The sequence below is a fragment of the Dialister pneumosintes genome, from assembly GCF_001717505.1.
Lineage (GTDB): Bacteria > Bacillota > Negativicutes > Veillonellales > Dialisteraceae > Allisonella > Allisonella pneumosinta.
This window is the reverse complement of the sequence record NZ_CP017037.1, coordinates 1103056-1123880: the sequence shown is the minus strand read 5'-3', so window position 1 is coordinate 1123880 and position 20825 is coordinate 1103056. Positions and strand designations below refer to the sequence as shown.

The window sequence follows — 20825 nt, the reverse complement described above, 5'->3', positions numbered from 1 at the left end:
TTTCGTATTTTGTCGAATTTACTTTTTCTTGCTATAATTAAAAATTATATAACATGTAGAAATGTATAGATTTCTAGGGGGCAGTGGAGTGGCACATTTTAATTTATTACAAGAAAAAATATTGAAGGATGGAGTTATTAAGTCAGGAAATGTTCTTAAAGTAGACAGCTTTTTGAATCATCAGATTGATGTTCCATTTATCAGTGAATTGGGGAAAGAATTTTATTCACTGTTTGCTGAAAAGAAAATTGACAAAGTATTGACGATTGAATCATCCGGCATTGGAATTGCGTGTTTAACGGCGATTCATTTTGGTGTACCTGTTGTATTTGCTAAAAAGTCGGCAGGAAGCAATATGGATAAAGAAATGTATATGACAGAAGTGATGTCTTATACTCATAATCGAATGAACCATGTAGTAGTTTCTAAGAAGTATATTAAACAGGGGGAACATATTCTTATTCTTGATGATTTTCTTGCAAATGGGTGTGCTATACGAGGGCTTATTGATTTAGTATTGCAAGCCGGCGGTATCGTAGAAGGTATTGGTATTTGTATAGAAAAGGGGTTTCAAGGCGGCGGAGATGCATTGCGGGAAGATGGATACCCGATAAAATCATTAGCTATTATTGAGAAAATGGATGCAGATACAGGAACTATTACATTTCGAGAAGGAGATAAATCGTGACAGTACAAAAAGATCCAATATATGAATTAAATGGAAAAATTTCTGTAAAGAAAGCAATTCCTTTCGGGTTGCAACATGTACTTGCAATGTTTGTTGCTAATATTGCCCCCATTTTAATTGTGACCGGTGTAGTAAAGATGCCTACCGAGCAGGTAGGTGCTTTAGTGCAAGTAGCTATGATTATGGCAGGAGTAGGTTCTCTTGTACAGATGTTTCCTATTAAACGTTTTGGAAGCGGTTTACCAATCATTATGGGTATAAGCTTTACTTTTGTGTCTATATTTTGCATGATTGGTGCTAAGTATGGATATGGAGCTATTTTAGGAGCTGCTCTAATCGGCGGTATTTTAGAGGGCTTTATCGGATTAGGTGCCGGTTCTTGGCGTAAGATAGTGCCTCCTATTGTATCGGCTACGGTAGTTACGGCTATTGGGTTTTCTTTACTTAGTATTGGCGCCAACTCTTTTGGCGGCGGATTTGGAAATCCTAACTTCGGTGATGCAAAATATTTAATTGTAGGAACCATTACCTTAGTATCCAGCTTGCTTTTTAATGTGGTGGCTAAGTCTTACTATAAACAATTATCCGTATTATTTGGACTGGTAGTAGGATACATAGCATCTTACTTTTTTGGAATGGTAGATTTATCACGTTTAGCGACAGTGTCACTTTTTTCGCTGCCGACTTTTATGCCCTATCCCTTAGAATTTCATGCGGATGCGATTTTTTCCGTATTTTTGATATTCCTTGTTTCTGCAACAGAAACATTGGGAGATACTTCCGCACTGACAACTATGGGTTTTAACCGAGATGCAACAAATAAAGAAATTTCCGGGTCTATTGCTGTCGATGGTTTTGTAAGCAGTTTTTCTTCTTTATTTGGCTGTATGCCGATTACTTCTTTCAGTCAAAATGTCGGGCTGATTGCGATGACGCATGTAGTGAATCGAAAAGCTATCGGATGTGGTGCTGTTATTATGATTTTAGCCGGATTATTTCCTGGATTGGGCGTAATTCTTGCTTCTCTTCCGGATGCCGTTCTTGGAGGATGTACCTTAATGATGTTCGGGTCTATCGTAGTAAGTGGTGTACGCATGATTAGTCAATGTGGTTATTCTCAAAGAAATATGAGCATTGCTGCACTGTCGTTAAGTATCGGTTTAGGATTTACACAAACACCGCAAATATTCCGTATTTTTCCTGATTTATTTAAGAGCGTATTTGCAGAAAACTGTGTGGCGGTTGTATTTATTGTGGCAATTATATTGAATCTCATATTTCCTAAAGAGGATGTAGAAAGATAAGGATACATTATGAATAAATACTATGCAGAAGAGAATGAAATCATGTATCATACCGGTTTATCGAAAGAACTTATACAGAATGCTTCTTACGCAGTAGTACCGGGAGATCCGGCTCGTGTAGAACCGTTAGCTAAATCGATTGGTCAAAATGCTGCATTTCTTACTTCGCATAGGGATTACACGACTTGGATTACTTATGTAAACAAACAGCCTGTTCTTGTGATGTCGACCGGTATGGGAGGACCTTGTGTTACTTTTGCTGTAGAAGAATTGGCTCGGTTAGGTATTACTCGTTTTATACGAGTAGGAACAACCGGTTCTATACAAGAAAATATAGAACTTGGTGATGTAGTGATTAATAACGCATCTGTTCGTATGGAAGGTGCTTCTAAATCCTATGCACCTGTAGAATATCCGGCGGTTGCAGATTTAATGTTGACTCATGGATTGATAGAGGCGGCTAAAGAGTTACAAATTCCATATCATGTAGGTATCTCCGTTACTACCGACAGTTTTTGGCCGGGACAGGAACGTTATGATAGTTTTGGTGGATATGTACGTAGAAAACTACAGGGTTCTTTACATGAGTTTCAGCAATTAGGTTGTACGAATTATGAAATGGAGAATGCGACTCTATTTACACTTACTTCGGTTTTGGGATTACAAGCAGCTTCGATTTGTGCTGTAGTCGCTAAACGTACAGAAAAGGAATCCATAGCGCCCTGTGAAGTCTATCAGCAGGCAGAACAGCGATTCCAACAGGTTGTAAAAACTTTCTTATGGAAAGAACTTTCTTGCGAAAAATAATAAAAAACTTCCTCGAATATAGGAAGTTTTTTATGTATGTTTAACGAATGAGAATATGGAAATACGGAACTTCACAAAAAACAAGATGGATTTTTTAGAGATACAATGATATATTAAAAATAAGGGAAATAAAAGCGAACATCCGCTCATCGGTCTTTCAAACTTCTTGTATTTATTTTGGAATACTATACATCCATTTTATATATGGAAGAAAAGTCAAAGCATTAATTTATCATATTTTCATCTCCTTTCTTAACTCTATAATTAAAATATGATAAGTTGAGATTCGGTGGGGAAACGTTCGCTCTTTTTGTTAATAGAATATGACTGAATAAAAGCCTATCTATACGCATCAAAGCAGTATAAACAGGCTTTTTCTTTGCTATGATTATTTAGTTAAAAGCAGTGCAAATTTAAAGTTATCTGTAGCATTTAATTTATGAGGGGCTCCTTTTTTCATAGCAAGGTTGTCACCTGCTTTTAATGTATAAGGTACTCCGTCTAATGTGAATACGGCCTCTCCTTCCAGTGCGAAAAGAAGAGCTTCGTTGGGAGCGGCATGCTCAGATAGTGCGGTACCTTTAGAAAGAGCAATAATAGCAAGTCTGGTATTATCTGTTACGATGAGGTCACGGTTTACAATTTTACCTTCTTGATAAGGGATGAGATTTTTCAGTTGAAATATACCTTTAATATCTATTGTAGTATTCATAAGATTCTCCTTTAATAATCCGATTTGTAAGAAAATACAATCTGAAGGGGCATGAATGGCATGTACTGTTCGGCTAGGTACGATGTACGCTTCTCCTCTTTGCAATGGATATATAGTAGACTCTTCCGTTTTATTAACAGTAAGAGATCCTTGCAGTACATAATATATATGTTGGAACGGATATTGTTCTTCGCTAATACTTGTATGCGTATCCATAGAAAACGCTAAGCAAAATAAATCATTGTTTTCACATAGTTTAGTGGAAACAGTGCAACCGGAAATAATAGTATTTTTGTCTATTATTGGGGAAATATTTTTTGTAACAGATGACATAAAACCTCCTTTATTAGGGTGTCATTATCATAGCATTTTTATTTTAAAAAGGATAGATAATAATCATTATCAATAAACTGAAAAGATGGTACAATATAAAAATCACTAATAAGGTGAATCTATAAGTAGAAACACAAGGAGGTGTTTTATGAGACATGAATTAGGACATACTTTATTAGCAAGATTAGGTAAAAAACGATTAAGACCGGGCGGTATTGAAGCAACTAATTGGTTGCTTTCACATATAAATTTTGAAACAAGTCCTAAGATATTAGAGGTAGCATGTAATATGGGGACGAATATGATAGAATTGGCTAAAAAATATGGTTGCCATATCATCGGACTCGATCAAAATGAACAAGCACTTGAAAAAGCAAAGGAAAATATACAGAAGAATCATTTAGAAGATGTATTATCTGTTATTTGTGGAAATGCATTGCATTTACCTTTTGCAGACAACTCTTTTGATATCATCATCAATGAAGCGATGCTTACTATGCTTCCTCCTCATGCTAAAGAACAGGCGTTATCGGAATATCAACGTGTATTAAAAAAAGGAGGCATGCTGTTAACACATGATGTGTGTTTATGTTTGGATGATAAGAATTTAAGAGCATCCTTGGTAGAAAAAATGAGACAGGTAATTCATACTCCGGTATATCCGTTGACTAAAGAAGAATGGAAATTGTGTATAGAGAAACCAGGATTTATAGTAGAACAAAAGTCCGGAGAGATGTCTTTATTAAATCCAACGGGGCTTATCCGTGATGAAGGTATACAAGGTGCTATGCAGATTATGGCAAATGGTCTCAAGAAAGAAAATCAAGAACATTTTTTAAAAATGTTTAATTTCTTTAGAGACTATCATGATAAATTAGGATATGTAGCACATTACAGCATAAAGGCATAATGAAACAGAACATACGAGTACAAAGGTAGGTTCTGTTTTGTTTAATTCATAGTATGATATGATTTTGACGTATTCTTTTGTTAAATGGTACAATGAGTCAGTATTTATACGGAAGATTACCATCTACCATTAGGATATTTAGAAGGGATTTCATATGACGTCAGGGAAAGAAGATTATTTAAAAGCCTTATATACATTAAGTGATTCTTATGAAATAATAACGAATAAACAACTCGCAGATACTCTGCAAGTATCACCTCCGTCAGTGAGCGAAATGATAGTTAAGCTGGAAAAACAAGGATATGTAGAATATACTGCCTACAAAGGAAGTCGGATGACTCTTAAGGGGAAATCAGCAGCAGCGAAGTTGATTCGGTTTCATTGTATATGGGAAGTGTTTTTAGTAGAAGTTCTTGGATTTTCTTGGCGTGAAGCCCATTTGGAAGCGGAGGGGTTAGAGCATGCTACTTCCGATGTATTGGCGGAACGTTTATATGAAAAATTAGGAAGACCTGCATTTGGTCCTGATGGTACAGCTATTCCTGATAAGCAAGGGAATAGACCGTTACAAGGGCATTTAGCTATATCAGAACTTGCAGAAGGCGATAGTGCCGTTATTTCTTGGTTTGAAGATGATATGGAATTAATGGATTATTTACAAGCTAAAGAAATAGCTGTTAATTTAGAAATATTGATTATGGAAAAAGAACCCTATGAAGGATCTATTTTATTACATACGAATAAGGGGGATATTACTATTTCACATAAAGCAGCTAAACAAGTCTATGTTCGTCGTTGTGAAGTAGAACCAGTATAATAAAAAAGACATGTACGTACATGTCTTTTTTATTTATTGATTTAAGTTTTCTAAATTTCCCATAATCGTTCTCATAATACGTTTTAAGAATTCCAAATCATTTTTATTCAAACTCTTATAACAAGCTTTTCCTGTTGCATGAGATTTTTCATGACTGGATTCAAACATTGTTTTTCCTTTAGGGGTGATATGAAGAATATGCTTTCTTCTGTCTAGCGGATCTTTTGTTTTGGAAACTAGACCTTTACTTAACATGGATTGTATAATTACAGTAACTGTAGGATTGGATAAATGCATACGATTTTCTAAAATTTTTTGAGTGACTTCTTCTTTAGGATGGTTATATAAATATGCCAACACTAGCAGCTGACGAGGTGTCAGATCGTATTCCTTTAGTATACGGGTTTGCACATCACAGATGCGCTGACAAATGAGTGCCATGTTAAAAGAAATAAGAAACGATTCATCCTCTAAAAAGTCAGATGGATTTAAGAAGGGTGTTGAATTCATACCTACCTCCCATAATAAAAAAGAAAAGTTACCCTTTAATTATATACCAAGATAAAGAAATATCCTAGAAAAAAATAAAAATATATAATAAAAAACTTGAATTTATTAAATATATAGTATAATATGAATCGAGAGTTTTAATTAACAGAGCCTGCCCGATGATGCAATTCAAAGGGCAGGCGGTGTAAATAGCTATATCAGGAATCCCCTAATTCCCCTTGATTATAGCTGTTTTCACCGGAAAGCGAGAGTCCCCTCTCTCGCACCCCTTACTCATATGTGAAAACATATGGATGAAAACCCCATAATGGGAAGTACTTTATGACTTCTTGTTATGGGGTTTTCATCTGTTAAAATAGAATAAAAGAAATTACTATAAGGGAGATGCTGTTTTGCAATCTATAATTATTAATGCTCATGCAAAAATTAATTTAACTTTATATGTAGGAAATGTACTTGAAAATGGATATCATAATATAGATACGGTGATGCATACCGTAGAGTTACATGATATAATTACTCTTTCTAAAGCTTCTCGTTTATCTTTGGCGGTAACCGAGGGGACGGCTCCATCAGGCGAGGATAACTTGATGTGGAGAGCTGCCGTTTTATTTGCCAAAGAGGCTCAAATAGATCCAAAATTTCATTTAGAGTTAAAGAAAAGAATTCCATCACAAGCCGGACTGGGGGGCGGTTCTTCGGATGCAGCTGCTGTATTAAAAGGTTTAAATCAAATGTTTGATTATCCGTTAGATATGGAAATATTACATCGTTTAGCCGCCTCTTTAGGGGCTGATGTTCCTTTTTTCTTATATGAGGGAGCGGCACGTTGTCGTGGTATAGGTACCGATGTAACGTTGATACAAGGTTGGAATGGAATTCCTGCAATTATTGTAAAACCGGATGAGCATATTTCTACAGCTATAGCTTATGCACAGATAGATATGTTAAAAGAAAAAAGAAATAATTTTTCTGACGAGATGGTATTGGCATTAAAGAGTAAAAATTTAAAACTACTCCAAAAATATCTTATGAATCATTTTGAAGAAGCATTATTTTCTAAACATAGCGTATTATTAGACACTTCTGTTTATTTACATCAATGGGGATATCCTTGTGGTATGTCCGGGTCCGGATCCGCTTTTTTTATTTTATTGAATAATAGTGCTAAGGCAGATGAAATAATCACTACTATTTCTATGGATAAACCTACGTGGTTTGTTGCTAAAACAGAAACTATTATATAGAGATTTGTAAAGTAAGTATCTTTATGGAGTTATTTTATAATATAAAGTGAATATATAAACTAAGAGAGGAATAAATCCTCTTTTTTTATTGTGGTAGATTATAATTAGTACCTTGTAATATTATATACCTTGTGATAATGTATATTGCAAGGACGGAATATATGAAAAACGATATATCAGGTTTTATGAAAGGAAAATGTATGAAAACACAGTTAAAGAAAGGAGTAATAGAGTTACTTGTATTAGCTCTATTAACACAAAAAGACCAATATGGTTATGAAATTGTGGAAACGATATCACGATATATAGAAATGTCAGAAGGATCTATATATCCATTGCTTAAACGATTACAAAAGGAAGAGTTTGTAGATACTTATTGGAAAGAATCAACGAGTGGTCCGCCACGCAAGTATTATAAGATTACAGAGGGTGGAAAAAGAACTTATGTAGAAATGTTAAGGCAATGGAAGGAGTTTTCTACAGCCGTTAACCGATTTTTGAAAGGGATTAATGAAAAGGACTAAAGAACAATATTTAGATTTATTGCGTTATTATTTTAGAAAAGCTAAAAGCGAAGATTTACAAGAAATACTTTCTGATTATGAAGAGCATTTCCTATCAGGATGTGAACAGGGGCTGTCTGATGAAGAAATTATCAAAGCATTAGGCGAACCGAAAGAGATTTATAATGAGTATCTTTCTGAAGGAATTGTAACCGAGAAGAAAGGGCTGTTAAAAGGTGATTTAAAAGAAATTATGGAACAGGCACAAGAAGAGTTTAATACGATAAAACCTCAAATTCCTACATTAATCCATCATGCATCTAAAGCCGTGTCCTTAACTAGCGGAGTTCTTGCTTATCTGTTAGCGGCAGTATGTTGGTTTATTACTCCTTTAGTTGGTTATTTACTATCCATTCAATGGCAACCTTTTGCTACGATAGCTCCCTTACCCGCTATTTCCATATTGACTCTTTTGGCTTTTATAGTAACGGGGCTCTTTGCCGGATTGATATTTTTCTTTATTGGTAAAGAATGGATGAATATATATCGAGTAAAAAAGGGGGAATAAGTATGAAACGCATTTTAATCACTGTTATATTAACTATCATTTGTTTTGGTATCGGTGTGACTTCCTTTGCTGTTAATGATTTATCCCATTTAACAACTTGGTATAGAGCGGAAGTAAAACCTGCTATTGAAAAGGTACATCATGATAAGAAACATGATAAAAAGGATAAAGAGCGAGAATCTGATAAAAAATCTCAGGAAAGTAAACTATCCGGTAAAAAAGAGGATGGGAAAGAAGAAAATATGAATCGTTCTCCGATGCCAATAGAAATGGGACCTAAGGAAGATATGACTTCAAAAGAATCAGTTTCACAAGTTTAATATAAATAAAAAGGATTATCACATTTGTGATAATCCTTTTTATTTATATTATTTATAGGGGCTATTACTTGAAGTAAGCTTGTGCTTCTAAATATAAAACATTATCCATCTTACGTCCGCCCATGTCTTTAGCACCAAATCCATATTCCGCTTTCAGTCTTACACCTCGCATTGGTATATATTCAAAACGTGCAATATTGAACTTTGCACCACCATATTTTCTTCCCGGATGATCCGTATTGGAAGCTACCGCATCCATCTTATCTGCGATGTAAGCCGGCATCTTGCCCATATTAACGCCATTGAATGTCCAATTTTTATATACATGTCCCATATACTGATCTGCTACATCACTGGAAGAACCACCGAAATAGGTGCCTGCTTCACTATATACATGGTCAAGGGTAAATGCATAAGAATGTGGTTCCATAATATTAGCCTTACCAATAGTGAAACCGAAGTTGAAGCTATGCGGTCTTTCGTTATTAAGAGGTAAGAGACGCATATTTTTTAAGTATTCGCCGTGAAGTTCTACATGGTTATTAACATTGAGAGAAACGGCACTGCCCCATGCTTTTACGATATTTCCAACAGGACCGTTGGCTTTAGCTCCATAAATATGGAATTCGTAATTCTTTGGATTTACATACTTATAGGAGATGAAGGTAAGAGGTACATCGACATCTTCACCGTCCGCCATATGTACACCTTGCTGCATCATCGGATAATAACGACCGTTAGACCAATCCAATCCTTTATCCAATGTTTTTAATCTTTCAGAGGTTTGAAATTGTGCAACTAAACTTTGTGCAACACCTTGTGCTCTTGTGTCGCCAATGTGAGGTTTCAATGCATTTGCAATGTTTTGCTGTAAATGAGCTTTATCAGTGGTATTGGCAATAGCTTTAGAAATTACTCCACCTAATGCTTTGGCTTGTGCCGGATTTTGTCCACTTTCTATGAACTTTTGTGCAGCTAAAGAACCTGCTAATGCGGCTGCTGATTGTTTCATGTGCTTAATACCGTGCATCATAGGTCCGGTATAGTCGTAGTTAATGTTGTTGGCACGACCGGTACCGATACGAAGTGCACCGCCGGTATAGTGGTCACCGAATATAACGCCGACACCGGTAAGTTCTCCGTTATAGGTATATCCTGTCATTCCGAGTTTCATCGGATAACGTCCGATAATAAGGTTATCATCGGTTGGGCCTGTATTCATGTAATACTTATCTTTCATATCTCCGAAATGATAAGAAACAAAGAAACGGCTGAGTTTAAATTTCGAGTCATCCGCATCTGTGGTATTGTCACCATTAAAAGCATTACCATTCATAGAGGCATGGGTTTCTAATTGCCCATACATCCAGAAGCGTTTTGTCATTTCTGTAAAGGAATTTACACGGAAACGAACACCTAAGGATGTTTCTTTATGTTCATCTTTGTTAAAAATATTATCATATATAGGCATGGTGCTTACACGCATATCGTAGAGGAAGAACGTATTATCAAATACTTTCTTTTCTAAAGCATTTACACGAACACCTAAATTTTTCAGTTCATCAGCATACTGCTCCTCTAACTTCTTTACAGTTACTTTCTGTTCTTCAGTTAAAGAGTCTTCATTTGCCATAAGACGACCAACGATTTGAGCCATTTCATAGCGAGTTATTTTCTTATCACCTTTGAAAGTGCCGTCCGGGTAGCCAACAACGACTCCGGCATCTGAGAGTTCACTGACTGCTTTATAAGACCAATGGTCTTGTGCTACGTCAGAAAATGCATTATCGGCCATAGCGGTATAAGTAGAGCCAAGCAATATGGCAGAGAGTGCTATACCGAGTGGAAAGCGTTTCATAATCAATTCCTTTCTTTGTGCAGAGGGCACAAATGAGATATAAACAATTTCAAAAAAATGATTAATTTTAGGTTAAATCAACGAGATAATTATATCTCTTGGTATGTGTAAAGTCAATTAAAAAGAAGAACATATAAGAGTTTATAAAAAGAATTTTTGTTAAATAAAAATAGCTTGTGTATTCTACTAATTGAGAATATACAGGCCTGTCTATCAATCAATGCAATAAAAAAAGCATATCTTTTAAAGGATATGCTTTATATTTATGTATTTATTATATTGCACAGACAGTGATAGGTTTATTTAAGGTTAACGACTAATTTTTTTAATTAGAATGCCTAGAATAAACCCGATAATGGAAAAGGAGATCCATGCTAAGTTGTATTGTGCTAATGGGAGTATGGACATAAGTGTATCAATGCATCCCATAGAAATTCCTGCTGTATTTAATCCTGTATACAAGGATGGGATAAAGGTAAATGCCATAGTACTTGCATATACTGCACGGCTTCCACCAAAGTAACGATCGGCAAACGCAAGAGTAATCAGTGCAATGGTCATTGGATAGAGTAACATAAGTACAGGTATAGCTGCCGAAATAATGGTAGTTAATCCGAATAATGCAACACCAAAAGAGATACAAGAAAATATAGTAGCCCAAAGTACATGATTAATTCGTGGAACTAACAAATGGAAATAGGCAGCACAAGAAGCAATTAAGCCTACACTGGTAGTTAAGCAAGCAAGGATTACAATAAATCCAAGAACAACAGAACCCGTAGAACCAAAGTAATGCATTGCCATTTTTACTAATACCGGGGCACCATTTTCTTGAATTCCGATAGTTGTAACGGAATTAGCTCCCAAATAGCTCAAAGAACCGTAAATGATTGCCATGATGACTGTAGAGAGTAAACCGGCACGAAAACAAGATAATGTTACTTCTTCATGGGATGTTTTTCCAAACATTTTAACAGATTGAACTACTACTACACCGAATACAAGAGAAGCTAATGCATCCATAGTATTGTATCCATCCAGAACGCCTTGAACTAAAGCGGTAACAGGAGTGGCATATAATGCAGTGGGAGCTTGCCATGAACCCATGGGATTGAAAATACCCGCACCAATTAAAATGGCAAGAAAAAACAATAACAAAGGGGTAATAATTTTTCCGATTCGATCTACCATTTTACCGGGCGTAATTGCAAGCCACCAAGATAAAGCAAAAAATGCAAATGCAAAAGCATAAAGTCCGATAGTCTGCGAAGCGGAAGATAATAAAGGTGCTACCGCAATTTCATAAGATACTGTCGCAGTACGAGGAATTGCGAAAAACGGTCCGATTGTCAAATTTAATGCAATAGCAAAAAGTAGTCCATACCAAGGGGATACACGAGATGCTAATGCTTCCAAATCCAATCCGGAATAACAAGTGGCCAATACACCTACAAAAGGAAGACCTACACCTGTAATGAGAAACCCAAGAGTTGCCCATACTACATTTACACCGGCATTTTGACCGATGGATACTGGGAAAATTAGGTTTCCTGCACCGAAGAACAGCGCGAATAACATGAGGCCGATTGCCACAAATTCATTTGATTTTTTCATAATAAGAATACTCCTTTCTTTTTATGCAACTGTCTTTGTGCAAATAATAATTATCTAAATCTAGCAGAAAAAATACGATAAGTCAATCAAATTCACTATATTTTTAGTATTTTGTAAATGATTTTATGTACATATAAAAAAAGAAAATTTTAAATGAGAAATATGGATATTATTTTGAAACATATATTGAATAATGTATTTTTTTATGAACTAAAAATGATAAAACCACCAAGATTATATTCTTGGTGGTTTTATATTACTTATAAAGAATTAATTTCTTCTTCAGTAATATGTAATTCGGGGAATGGAATAACATCGGGCATAACACCTTCTGAATGATCTCCTAATATTTTTTCTACCCATAAAGCATCGTACCAACGACCGAATTTATGGAAGACTTTATGAAACCTAGCCACTTGTTCAAATCCTATAGTGTGATGAAACCGTGCACTGTGGTTTACTAAATATTCATCTTCCGGATCCGCATAAGCGATACGAGCATAGAGATTTACAATATGCTGTTTTTTAGAGATATGAAACAAAGCTTTATATAACTTACTACCTGCTCCGGTACGACGACAATGTTGTCTGATATAAATGGAAGTTTCTGCCGCCCAATTATAAGCAGCACGTATATTAACGGGGCTTGTGTACATATATCCTATAAGTTCATTATCTTTTAACGCAATTAAATAGGGATATTTTTTGAGTGTATTATAGATACGATTTTGAAACTCTTCTATCGTAGGAATTTCGTATTCAGATGTGACAGCGGTATCTGTAACATAAGGGGCGTAAATAGAACGAATTTCTTCTGCATCATTTGGTGTGGCAAAACGAAGAGTAATGTTAGGTTTCATAATATCCTCCTTTCTTTTTGTGCATACAGCCGTTAAGAATAAGGTCATCGGGCTGTAGTTATAAGTATCTATGTAAGCATAAAATAGTATAAAATATGAAAAAATAAAATACAAGAAGAAAGATAAAATAACTCTCATGTTATAATTAAATTGTTCAGAATTTTTTAATAAAGAAATACTTTTCATGTAAGGTTGGGTGTGAATATGGCAGAATCAATTTATGGGCATTGGGAAACTACGCTTACTCGTATCATGGAAAAGATAGTAGGATATTTTGAGTCCTATAATAAACAGTGTAAAGAATCCTTGGGGGAGCCGGCATATGAACATCTTAATTTTCGCATAAAAAGTGAGAAAAGTATGCGTGATAAATGTAGGCGAAGAGGTTTGCCGGAAACCACGGAATCAGCACTTTGTGAGATTCAAGATGCGATTGGGATTCGCGTAGTGTGTTGTTTTTTAGATGATGTATATGATAATGTTCGTTTAATTAAAGAAGCGCCTAATTGCCGTATTGTAAGAGAAAAAGATTATATAAAAAATGCAAAAGAAAATGGATATAGAAGCTATCACTTAGTAGTAGAAGTGTTAGATGAGGAGCCGGATATCAGAGGAAATAGTCCCGGTCGTTATTATGTAGAGATTCAGCTTCGTACTATTGCAATGGACTCTTGGGCAAGTTTGGAACATCAGATGAAGTACAAGAGAGAAATTGCAAACGCAGGAATTATTAGTCGGGAATTAAAACGTTGTGCTGATGAATTGGCAGCTTGTGATATATCTATGCAAACCATTCGACAATTAATTCATGAATCCTAAATGTAAATAGGAAAGGTGTGTAGGAATGAAAATATTATTAGTCGAAGATGAAAGAGACATGTCTCGTGTAGTATCTGCGGTGCTTAGACATGAAGGTTATGATGTGGATGTAGCTCCGGATGGTGTAGTTGCAGTCGAACTGGTTAATAAAGAGTCTTATGATTGTATTGTTATGGATGTCATGATGCCGCGAAAAGATGGAATTACGGCACTTCGAGAAATTAGAGCATCCGGTGATATGACACCGATTATTATGCTTACTGCTAAAGCGGAAATTGAAGATAGAATTCAAGGGCTTGATTCGGGAGCGGATGACTATATAACAAAACCGTTCTCCATTAAAGAATTACTAGCACGTATTCGTAGCCAAACGAGGAGAAAGTCTTCTTTTATACCTACTAAACTTTCATTAGGGAATACTACTTTAGATGTGGAAGAACAAGAACTCTCTTCTCAGAATTCAATTAGACTGAATCATAAAGAAACAAAACTTCTCACATACTTTATTATGCATGCCGGTAAAGTACTCGATGAAGACACCATATTTAAACATGTTTGGGCAGACGAACCGGAAGTAGGATTGGAAGTTGTTTGGGTATATGTGAGCTATTTAAGGCAAAAACTGGCCTCTGTCAACTCGAATATATGTATTGAGGGAAACAAAGGGGAGTCCTTTGTTGTTTGTGTAAAATGAGATAATACTTATGGATATTATTAGAAAATTACGATATCGCTTTATTTTATTGGCAGCACTTTCTGTTTTTATCATAGTGACCGTAGCATTGTTTTTAATCAATGTGATGAGTGCACGTTCTATGCAGGAAACCTGTTTAAACACGATGGTATTTATTGCTGAAAATGGCGGTGTTATGCCTCGTACGGAACGCCCTCGTATTACGGAAGGATGGCTGTTTACTACCGATCGTGGAGAAGATACATTAGAATCGTATTACTATACACGTTATTTTAGTGTGGTTTTGGACAATCATAAACAAGCAACCAAAATTAATATTGATAGAATTGCAGCATTTTCTAAAGAGGATGCTGCGGATACTGCACAAAAAATTCAAGAACTTAACGAAACAAGCGGATTTTTTGATAAAGAGCGTTCTCATTACGGTTTTTTTGTTTCGCCTTTACCGGAAGGTGGAAATTTAGTTGTAGTGATGGATTGTTCACGTGAATTTAGTGCTATACAGTCCTTTATGGATTTCTCCGTTCGTTTTGGATTGGCTTGTGTAGCACTCTTCATTATTATTTTTGCCGCACTATCAAATCGGGCAGTGAAGCCTTTTATCCTTAATTTTGAAAATCAGAAACGATTTATTACGAATGCCAGTCATGAGCTTAAGACACCGATTGCGATTATTTCCGCAAATGCAGAAGCTTTGGAGATTATGAACGGTAAGAATGAGTGGACTAGTGGAATTTTAAAACAAGTCCATCGTGTTTCCAATTTAATAAATCACTTAATTTTGCTTTCAAAGATGAGTGAACACTCACAGTTTCAATTAAAGAAAGAACTTCTTAATGTAAGTGATATTGCGCAAAGTACGATCGACTCTTTTAGAATGTTGGCTGAAGAACAAAACAAAACATTAGATGTGGAAATTGAACCCAGTGTCATGATTACTACCGATGGGAAATGTTTTTTGGAACTTATTAATATTTTATTAGATAATGCGGTTAAATATTGTGATAATGGAGGAAATATACAAGCTTCTCTTCATCGAAAGAGGAATGAAAAGCAAGTGGTTCTTTCTGTAAGTAATGATTATGCAGAAGGCGAACATGTTGATTATACAAAGTTTTTTGAAAGATTTTATAGAAATGATCAGTCACATAATAGCGAAAAAGCAGGATATGGAATCGGACTCTCTATGGCAAAAGAAATCATTGAACTGCTTAAAGGAAAGTTACAAGTATCATGGAAAGAAGGCCGCATCATATTTACTGTCGATATAGAATCGTTGTAAAAGGGAATATAAAAATTCAGGATGATATTGATAAAAGATGATTTTTTAGAAAAAGAATTTTCTATATACATCGACACCTGTAGTCTGCTTTCAGATTATTCAGAGGCATTCTGGAACTACATACTTCCTTATCTGCGAAAATATGGACAAACAGTTATTGTTATTCCGGCTGTTCTTAATGAGTTAATAAAGCATAGTGAGAATGCAGAGAATAAGGAATTAGCAAGAAAATCACAACAGGTATTATGTTTATTGCAAAGTTTAGAAAAAGAGAGTTTGGCATGTATGGGAAATTGGTATGACCATACCTATGCCGATCAAGATTTTATAACGCTTTTCCGGTCTAAAAGTAAAAAGGAATTGGTTCTTCTTATTACACAAGATAAAGAGTTGGCAGCTAATGTATTAGCACTAAAGGAACCGAATCTGTCGGTTAGAAGAATTTTAGTGGATGGGAGTTTATCGGAAATAAAGTTAAAGGAAAAAGCTTCCTTTTGGTTTATGCTTTGTAACAAAATAGTGAATTTCCTTTTCCTTTCTGCAGAAGATCGATTATCAAAACAAGGTGTATGTAAACTTTGTAAAAAAAGGATGGATACAAGGTACATGAAAAAAGGGATATGTGCTACTTGTTTAAAGAAAGGAACTATACATCGTTGTAAGCGTTGTGGAAAAAAGATGCTATATACTCATTATCTTCGTTATGTAGAAAAAGCAAAGCCGTTTATTTATTGTGATTCTTGTTATTTATTTAGGAAACAGATTTATGAAACAAGAGTATGTGAATCCTGTGGTAATCGTTTCGCGATAACACAGGGGGGAAGTAGAATTTTATAAAAGTAAAAATTGGGTATTTCCTAAACGATGTAAAAATTGTAGAAAACAAAGAAAATAAGGTGATTAAAGAGAGGATATAATGAAAAATTTTATTAGTAGAATTTATGAACGTATCGGGGACAGTATCAAACGCTTTAATATGTCTTATATATGGAGTGTCATACTTTTTATTTTACTTTCTGTTGAAGTTTTTAATGATATGGCAATGGAAGGAGTGTTTTTAAAGAGTTTATACACTATTTTTAATACAATGATTATGGCAGCTGTTTGGCAGGTATGGCTGGAACAGATAGGTAAAACACAAAACTTGATGCTTCGATATAGTGCTTCCTTGGCATATGCTTTGCTTTTCATGGGACTTCTTTGTATGATGCAAGCACCTACTTATATCTTCATGGTATCTATCGGATTTTGTTTAAGTATAGTTTTGTGTGGAATGTATTTAGTAGCATCAAAAGGGGCGGGAAATACCTTATTTCTTCATTTATTGGTAGGTGGAGCACATGCTGTCGGAACAGCAGCTCTTGCCGCTTTAGCACTGAATACTTGTTTTTTTGCTATTCACGAATTACTTTATGAGTTTTCTTATGACTGGATGCTCGTCATCTTTTATTTTTCAAGTGTTATACTTGGGTGGAATTTATTTTTATCATGGATTCCTAAATCAGGAGATACAGGTGACCACTTTACTTCTTTATCTAAGATTATTAAAAGAGTATTAGTACCCATTTATCTATTTTTACTTTTAATTTTATATATGTATTTAGGTAAGTTGCTTGTAACTATGACAATGCCATCCGGGCAGATGAATTGGTTTGCGTCCTTATCTATGTTAGGCTATACATTTTTTTACTTTACTTTAGCTAAAGAGGAGGATTTTTATACAAAACGTTTTCTTCGTTGGGGCAGTATAGCACTTATTCCGATTGTAGCAGTGCAAATGTATGGAGTGTACATTCGGTTGGTCGCATACGGATTAACGGATCTTAGGTATCTATCATTATTCTGTAGCTTGTTTGGAATTATAACTATGGTTTATGGATACCAAAGATGGAAAGCTACCTCTTTATATGTAATAGGAATGGTGCTTGTTTTGATAGTCACCTTAACTCCTTTTAATGTGATAGATGTACCGGCACGAAATCAATTGAATAGAATCAAACAAGTTTTGCAAAATTCCAATATGTTGCAAGAAGGAAATGTTGTTTTAGGCGATTTATCGGAGGAAGAGAAAGAAGAAGTAATAGAATCTTTACGATATTTACAGGGAAGTGCTTATGCAGAAAAAGATGAAGAAACGGTAACACTTATTAATTCTCCTATTTTAAATAATATAGAACGTATGGAAGCGGAAGAATTATCTACTTATACCATCTTTACCTATACAGGAGGAATTCCTGTTTCCGGTTGGACAAGCATGTATTCGTTTGATGAATTCTTGGTAGATGGAAAGATTACGATTTCTATAGAAGGAGAAGAGCAAACTTTTGTAATTGGAAAGCAGTTAGAATCTTTACTTGAAGCAATGAACAAAAATGAACAACAGGAAGTAGATAAACCGATTATGTTCTCTTATGATGAGAATCATCAATTTTATTTCTATCGCTTAGCGATTCATAAAGAAACGGAAGAAAAGAGTTTTGATGTAAGGGGTGTTCTCTTAGTTAAATAAACAAAAAAGGAATCCGAGTGGATTCCTTTTTTTAGTTATTTATAAAAGATTCGAGTTATTCTTCTTTTTGCATAACTCCTGCTTTCATCGTGTAGTGGGTATCGGCATAAGGTAGCAGCTCTTTTTCATGGGTAACAATAAATACAGATTTCCCATTATTTGCTGCTTTTCTAAGCATTTGAATCACTATAGCTGTGTTTTCGTCATCTAAATCGGAAGTCGGTTCGTCAGCCAGAATGACTTCTGCTTCTTGAAATAGACCGCGAGCGATAGACATTCTACGTAATTCACCACCGGACATTTCAGACGGATAGGCATCCTTGAGATGATCAATTCCTAATTCCCGTAATAATTCCGGTAACGTATTTTGTGAAGAGGTTTCTTGTATTAAATGAGGCAGTTTTACATTTTCTTCTACTGTAAGACTATATATACCGGAGTCGCCTTGTGGGATTACCGATACATGTTTATTTCTGAATAAACTCAATTCTTTATCTTTCATATCATAGAGTGATATACCATTATAGGAAACAAGTCCTGATGTTGGTTTAAGAAGTCCTGCTAAGATATGAAGTAATGTTGATTTTCCGCTACCGGATTTACCGGTTAAAATAGCGAGTTCGCCCTCTTTTAAAGTAAGTGATGTCGGCGAAAGTGCATAATTGAATCGTGCTTTCTTCGGATTGGTTTGATATTGTTTTGTTACGTTCTCCGCTTCTAATATCATATTAGTTACCCTCCCTTAAAATAGTTGCCGGATCTACATGGCTTAATCGATAAGCTGCGTAACCGGAAGCAAGTGGTCCTGCAATACTAATCATAACTAAGGTTCCCAATACAATAAGTCCGATTTCTCCAATAGTAGGAATTAGGAAAGGGAGATGAAGACTCGTTTCAATAAGTTTTCCAAAGGGGATAATTAATAACAGCCCCATACCGGTACCGGTAATTCCTCCTGCAAGACTTAATAAGAAAGATTCTTGTAAGAGCAGCCCTGCTAAGCGTTTTCTGGATAATCCCATCATGCGAAGGAGTGCAAATTCTCTTTTTCTTTCACCGACAAGGATAGAGAATGAAATCGTTAAAATGATAAAAGCCATAATCCAAATAGCAATGATAAGCACACTGACAGTTTGAGAAATGCCTGATAAGCTGGAGCCTATTTCAGAGAACATTTCTTTCATTTGAATAGCTTTGACTTTGCGAACACGAAGATTGATATTATCAGTTACTTTTTTAATATCATACCCGTCTTTTACTTTAATATATACAGAAGAAATAATATCATTTACATCTCCTGTAAACATGGTGTTAAGTCCCATTTGTTGAGAAGAGTCAATCAAGGTACGAATAGTGTCTGCTTTAGTATAAACGGCAGTATCTAAGCTCGTACCTGTGTTTTCCAGTTTAGCAACAATACGACAATCTTTATTATAAAAACGGATGGTGTCACCCACATCTGCATTGACAGAAGAGCCGACGACTACATCTCCATGACCTAACTCCTGGTTATAGCTTTGACGAATCCATGGTTGAATAAGAAAATCCGTATCCGGATCAAATCCGATGATTTGTACGGGTACAGAACAACAGGAAGCGGAAAGAGATGCTAAGAAAATTTGTGGAGATACGGTATCCACACCCTCGATATGTTGAATGAGTGACATTTTTTCTTTGTCCATATAGAAATATCCCGGGGTACCGTTTAGCAACATCGTTTTAGGGTCTATTTTAGTCTTAGCAGAATTAGGAACCACTACAATATCAGCACCTAATCGGTCTTCTAACTTTCCAAGTCCATTTTGTAAGCTCATAATAACTAAGGAACCGGAAAAAATGACAAAAGATAAGAAGAAAGTAAGTAGCATCAGTGCTGTTGTGCGAAGTGGTTTATGTTTGAGCGTTTTTATAGGAAGATCTCGTAAAGTCATTATTCTCCTTCTTTCTTAAGGTTTTTTCTTTGCATAAAAAAATCAATACATGCTACAACAATCATAAGAATACCTGCTACTAACGTAAAAGGTTTCATGACAGTATGGCAGCACATGGTAGACATTTTGCAAAGCGGAATTAAATGTCCCGGTGTAGCAATCAGTAACATCGAATTGGCTATTATTCCGATATCTAATCCTTGCTTAAAGGCACGATTAGTACTGCAGATATGAAAAATAGACAATACAATAACTACAACTCCAACTCCTAAAATAGCTTGTCCTGCCCAATGGCATACCATATACATTCCGTTAGGTTTCATGGGACAAGGTCCGGCGAAAGATTGTTCACCGATTACTAAAAGTACGCTTAAAAGAAATAATAAAATACTACTGATTTTAGCACGCATATATGTAAACCTCCTTGAATTTCAAAAAGTGATAACCGTTTTCATTTAAACATAAGGGTATATAAAAGTCAATGAATGTAGGTTTCATGGAAATTAGTACATACAAAGCGTTTGCAGATTTCTAGTGAG

General features: G+C 35.3%; 22 protein-coding genes. 14 read left to right on the top strand and 8 right to left on the bottom strand.

The window, feature by feature from the left end; genetic code table 11:
• The first annotated feature begins 61 nt into the window (after positions 1-61).
• From BCB69_RS05530 to udp, 3 genes are read left to right on the top strand one after another with little or no spacing between them, the layout of a single operon-like run.
• Entirely contained in the window at positions 62-688 is a 627-nt protein-coding gene (locus BCB69_RS05530; RefSeq protein WP_069177251.1) for a xanthine phosphoribosyltransferase, read from the top strand.
• The gene (locus BCB69_RS05525) at positions 685-1992 is read left to right on the top strand and encodes a uracil-xanthine permease family protein (RefSeq protein ID WP_069177250.1); all 1308 of its coding nucleotides are present in this window, start codon (positions 685-687) and stop codon (positions 1990-1992) included. Before BCB69_RS05530 ends, BCB69_RS05525 begins: the two co-directional genes overlap by 4 nt.
• Positions 1993-2001: 9 nt before the next feature.
• Complete coding sequence (gene udp / locus BCB69_RS05520; protein WP_069177249.1) at positions 2002-2799, top strand: uridine phosphorylase; 798 nt, start codon at positions 2002-2004, stop codon at positions 2797-2799.
• A gap of 388 nt (positions 2800-3187) precedes the next feature.
• Here udp and BCB69_RS05515 read toward each other — a convergent pair whose 3' ends face one another.
• Positions 3188-3844 carry a cupin domain-containing protein gene (locus tag BCB69_RS05515; RefSeq protein ID WP_069177248.1) on the bottom strand — a complete coding sequence of 219 codons (657 nt, stop codon included), beginning with the start codon at positions 3842-3844 and terminating at the stop codon, positions 3188-3190.
• 148 nt (positions 3845-3992) lie between these two features.
• Here BCB69_RS05515 and BCB69_RS05510 point away from each other — a divergent pair, with 148 nt between their 5' ends.
• Both BCB69_RS05510 and BCB69_RS05505 read left to right on the top strand, forming a co-directional pair.
• Positions 3993-4754 (top strand): class I SAM-dependent methyltransferase, encoded by a 762-nt coding sequence (locus tag BCB69_RS05510; protein ID WP_022513116.1) that lies wholly within the window; start codon positions 3993-3995, stop codon positions 4752-4754.
• Between the two features lie 154 nt (positions 4755-4908).
• Complete coding sequence (locus BCB69_RS05505; protein ID WP_022513117.1) at positions 4909-5571, top strand: metal-dependent transcriptional regulator; 663 nt, start codon at positions 4909-4911, stop codon at positions 5569-5571.
• A 33-nt stretch (positions 5572-5604) separates the two neighbouring features.
• On the opposite strand, the gene BCB69_RS05500 is transcribed toward BCB69_RS05505, so the two are convergent.
• Positions 5605-6081, bottom strand: a complete 477-nt coding sequence (locus BCB69_RS05500; protein WP_069177247.1) for a MarR family winged helix-turn-helix transcriptional regulator — start codon at positions 6079-6081, stop codon at positions 5605-5607.
• A 392-nt stretch (positions 6082-6473) separates the two neighbouring features.
• Between BCB69_RS05500 and ispE the strand changes: the two genes are divergently transcribed.
• From ispE to BCB69_RS05480, 4 genes are all read left to right on the top strand, one after another.
• Positions 6474-7328, top strand: coding sequence for a 4-(cytidine 5'-diphospho)-2-C-methyl-D-erythritol kinase (ispE, locus tag BCB69_RS05495; RefSeq protein WP_069177246.1), 855 nt, complete (start codon positions 6474-6476; stop codon positions 7326-7328).
• 200 nt (positions 7329-7528) lie between these two features.
• Positions 7529-7852 carry a PadR family transcriptional regulator gene (locus BCB69_RS05490; RefSeq protein WP_069177434.1) on the top strand — a complete coding sequence of 108 codons (324 nt, stop codon included), beginning with the start codon at positions 7529-7531 and terminating at the stop codon, positions 7850-7852.
• Positions 7839-8399: a DUF1700 domain-containing protein gene (locus tag BCB69_RS05485; protein WP_069177245.1), complete on the top strand. Its 561-nt coding sequence runs from the start codon at positions 7839-7841 to the stop codon at positions 8397-8399. Before BCB69_RS05490 ends, BCB69_RS05485 begins: the two co-directional genes overlap by 14 nt.
• 2 nt (positions 8400-8401) lie before the next feature.
• Positions 8402-8719, top strand: a complete 318-nt coding sequence (locus BCB69_RS05480) for a hypothetical protein (RefSeq protein WP_069177244.1) — start codon at positions 8402-8404, stop codon at positions 8717-8719.
• Between the two features lie 64 nt (positions 8720-8783).
• On the opposite strand, the gene BCB69_RS05475 is transcribed toward BCB69_RS05480, so the two are convergent.
• The 3 genes from BCB69_RS05475 to BCB69_RS05465 all read right to left on the bottom strand — a co-directional run bounded on the left by BCB69_RS05475 (position 8784) and on the right by BCB69_RS05465 (position 13051).
• Positions 8784-10577 carry an S-layer homology domain-containing protein gene (locus BCB69_RS05475; RefSeq protein ID WP_069177243.1) on the bottom strand — a complete coding sequence of 598 codons (1794 nt, stop codon included), beginning with the start codon at positions 10575-10577 and terminating at the stop codon, positions 8784-8786.
• A gap of 309 nt (positions 10578-10886) precedes the next feature.
• Positions 10887-12191: a branched-chain amino acid transport system II carrier protein gene (gene brnQ / locus BCB69_RS05470; protein ID WP_022513124.1), complete on the bottom strand. Its 1305-nt coding sequence runs from the start codon at positions 12189-12191 to the stop codon at positions 10887-10889.
• Between the two features lie 260 nt (positions 12192-12451).
• Positions 12452-13051, bottom strand: coding sequence for a GNAT family N-acetyltransferase (locus BCB69_RS05465; RefSeq protein ID WP_069177242.1), 600 nt, complete (start codon positions 13049-13051; stop codon positions 12452-12454).
• A 204-nt stretch (positions 13052-13255) separates the two neighbouring features.
• On the opposite strand from BCB69_RS05465, the gene BCB69_RS05460 reads away from it, so the two are divergent.
• The 5 genes from BCB69_RS05460 to BCB69_RS05440 all read left to right on the top strand — a co-directional run bounded on the left by BCB69_RS05460 (position 13256) and on the right by BCB69_RS05440 (position 18355).
• The gene (locus tag BCB69_RS05460) at positions 13256-13870 is read left to right on the top strand and encodes a GTP pyrophosphokinase (RefSeq protein WP_022513126.1); all 615 of its coding nucleotides are present in this window, start codon (positions 13256-13258) and stop codon (positions 13868-13870) included.
• A 25-nt stretch (positions 13871-13895) separates the two neighbouring features.
• Entirely contained in the window at positions 13896-14564 is a 669-nt protein-coding gene (locus BCB69_RS05455) for a response regulator transcription factor (RefSeq protein ID WP_022513127.1), read from the top strand.
• Positions 14565-14574: 10 nt separating this feature from the next.
• Positions 14575-15846 carry a sensor histidine kinase gene (locus BCB69_RS05450; RefSeq protein WP_022513128.1) on the top strand — a complete coding sequence of 424 codons (1272 nt, stop codon included), beginning with the start codon at positions 14575-14577 and terminating at the stop codon, positions 15844-15846.
• Positions 15847-15867: 21 nt separating this feature from the next.
• On the top strand, positions 15868-16683 hold the full coding sequence (locus tag BCB69_RS05445) for a PIN domain-containing protein (RefSeq protein WP_159049976.1): 816 nt from the start codon (positions 15868-15870) through the stop codon (positions 16681-16683).
• Positions 16684-16762: 79 nt separating this feature from the next.
• Positions 16763-18355 carry a DUF4153 domain-containing protein gene (locus tag BCB69_RS05440; protein WP_069177240.1) on the top strand — a complete coding sequence of 531 codons (1593 nt, stop codon included), beginning with the start codon at positions 16763-16765 and terminating at the stop codon, positions 18353-18355.
• 55 nt (positions 18356-18410) lie between these two features.
• Here the strand turns inward: BCB69_RS05440 and BCB69_RS05435 are convergent, their stop codons facing one another.
• The 3 genes from BCB69_RS05435 to BCB69_RS05425 are packed head-to-tail and all read right to left on the bottom strand — an operon-like array spanning position 18411 to position 20696.
• Positions 18411-19082 carry an ABC transporter ATP-binding protein gene (locus BCB69_RS05435; protein WP_069177239.1) on the bottom strand — a complete coding sequence of 224 codons (672 nt, stop codon included), beginning with the start codon at positions 19080-19082 and terminating at the stop codon, positions 18411-18413.
• Position 19083: 1 nt separating this feature from the next.
• On the bottom strand, positions 19084-20286 hold the full coding sequence (locus tag BCB69_RS05430; RefSeq protein ID WP_069177238.1) for an ABC transporter permease: 1203 nt from the start codon (positions 20284-20286) through the stop codon (positions 19084-19086).
• Complete coding sequence (locus tag BCB69_RS05425; RefSeq protein ID WP_069177237.1) at positions 20286-20696, bottom strand: DUF4418 family protein; 411 nt, start codon at positions 20694-20696, stop codon at positions 20286-20288. Before BCB69_RS05425 ends, BCB69_RS05430 begins: the two co-directional genes overlap by 1 nt.
• Positions 20697-20825: the final 129 nt, after the last annotated feature.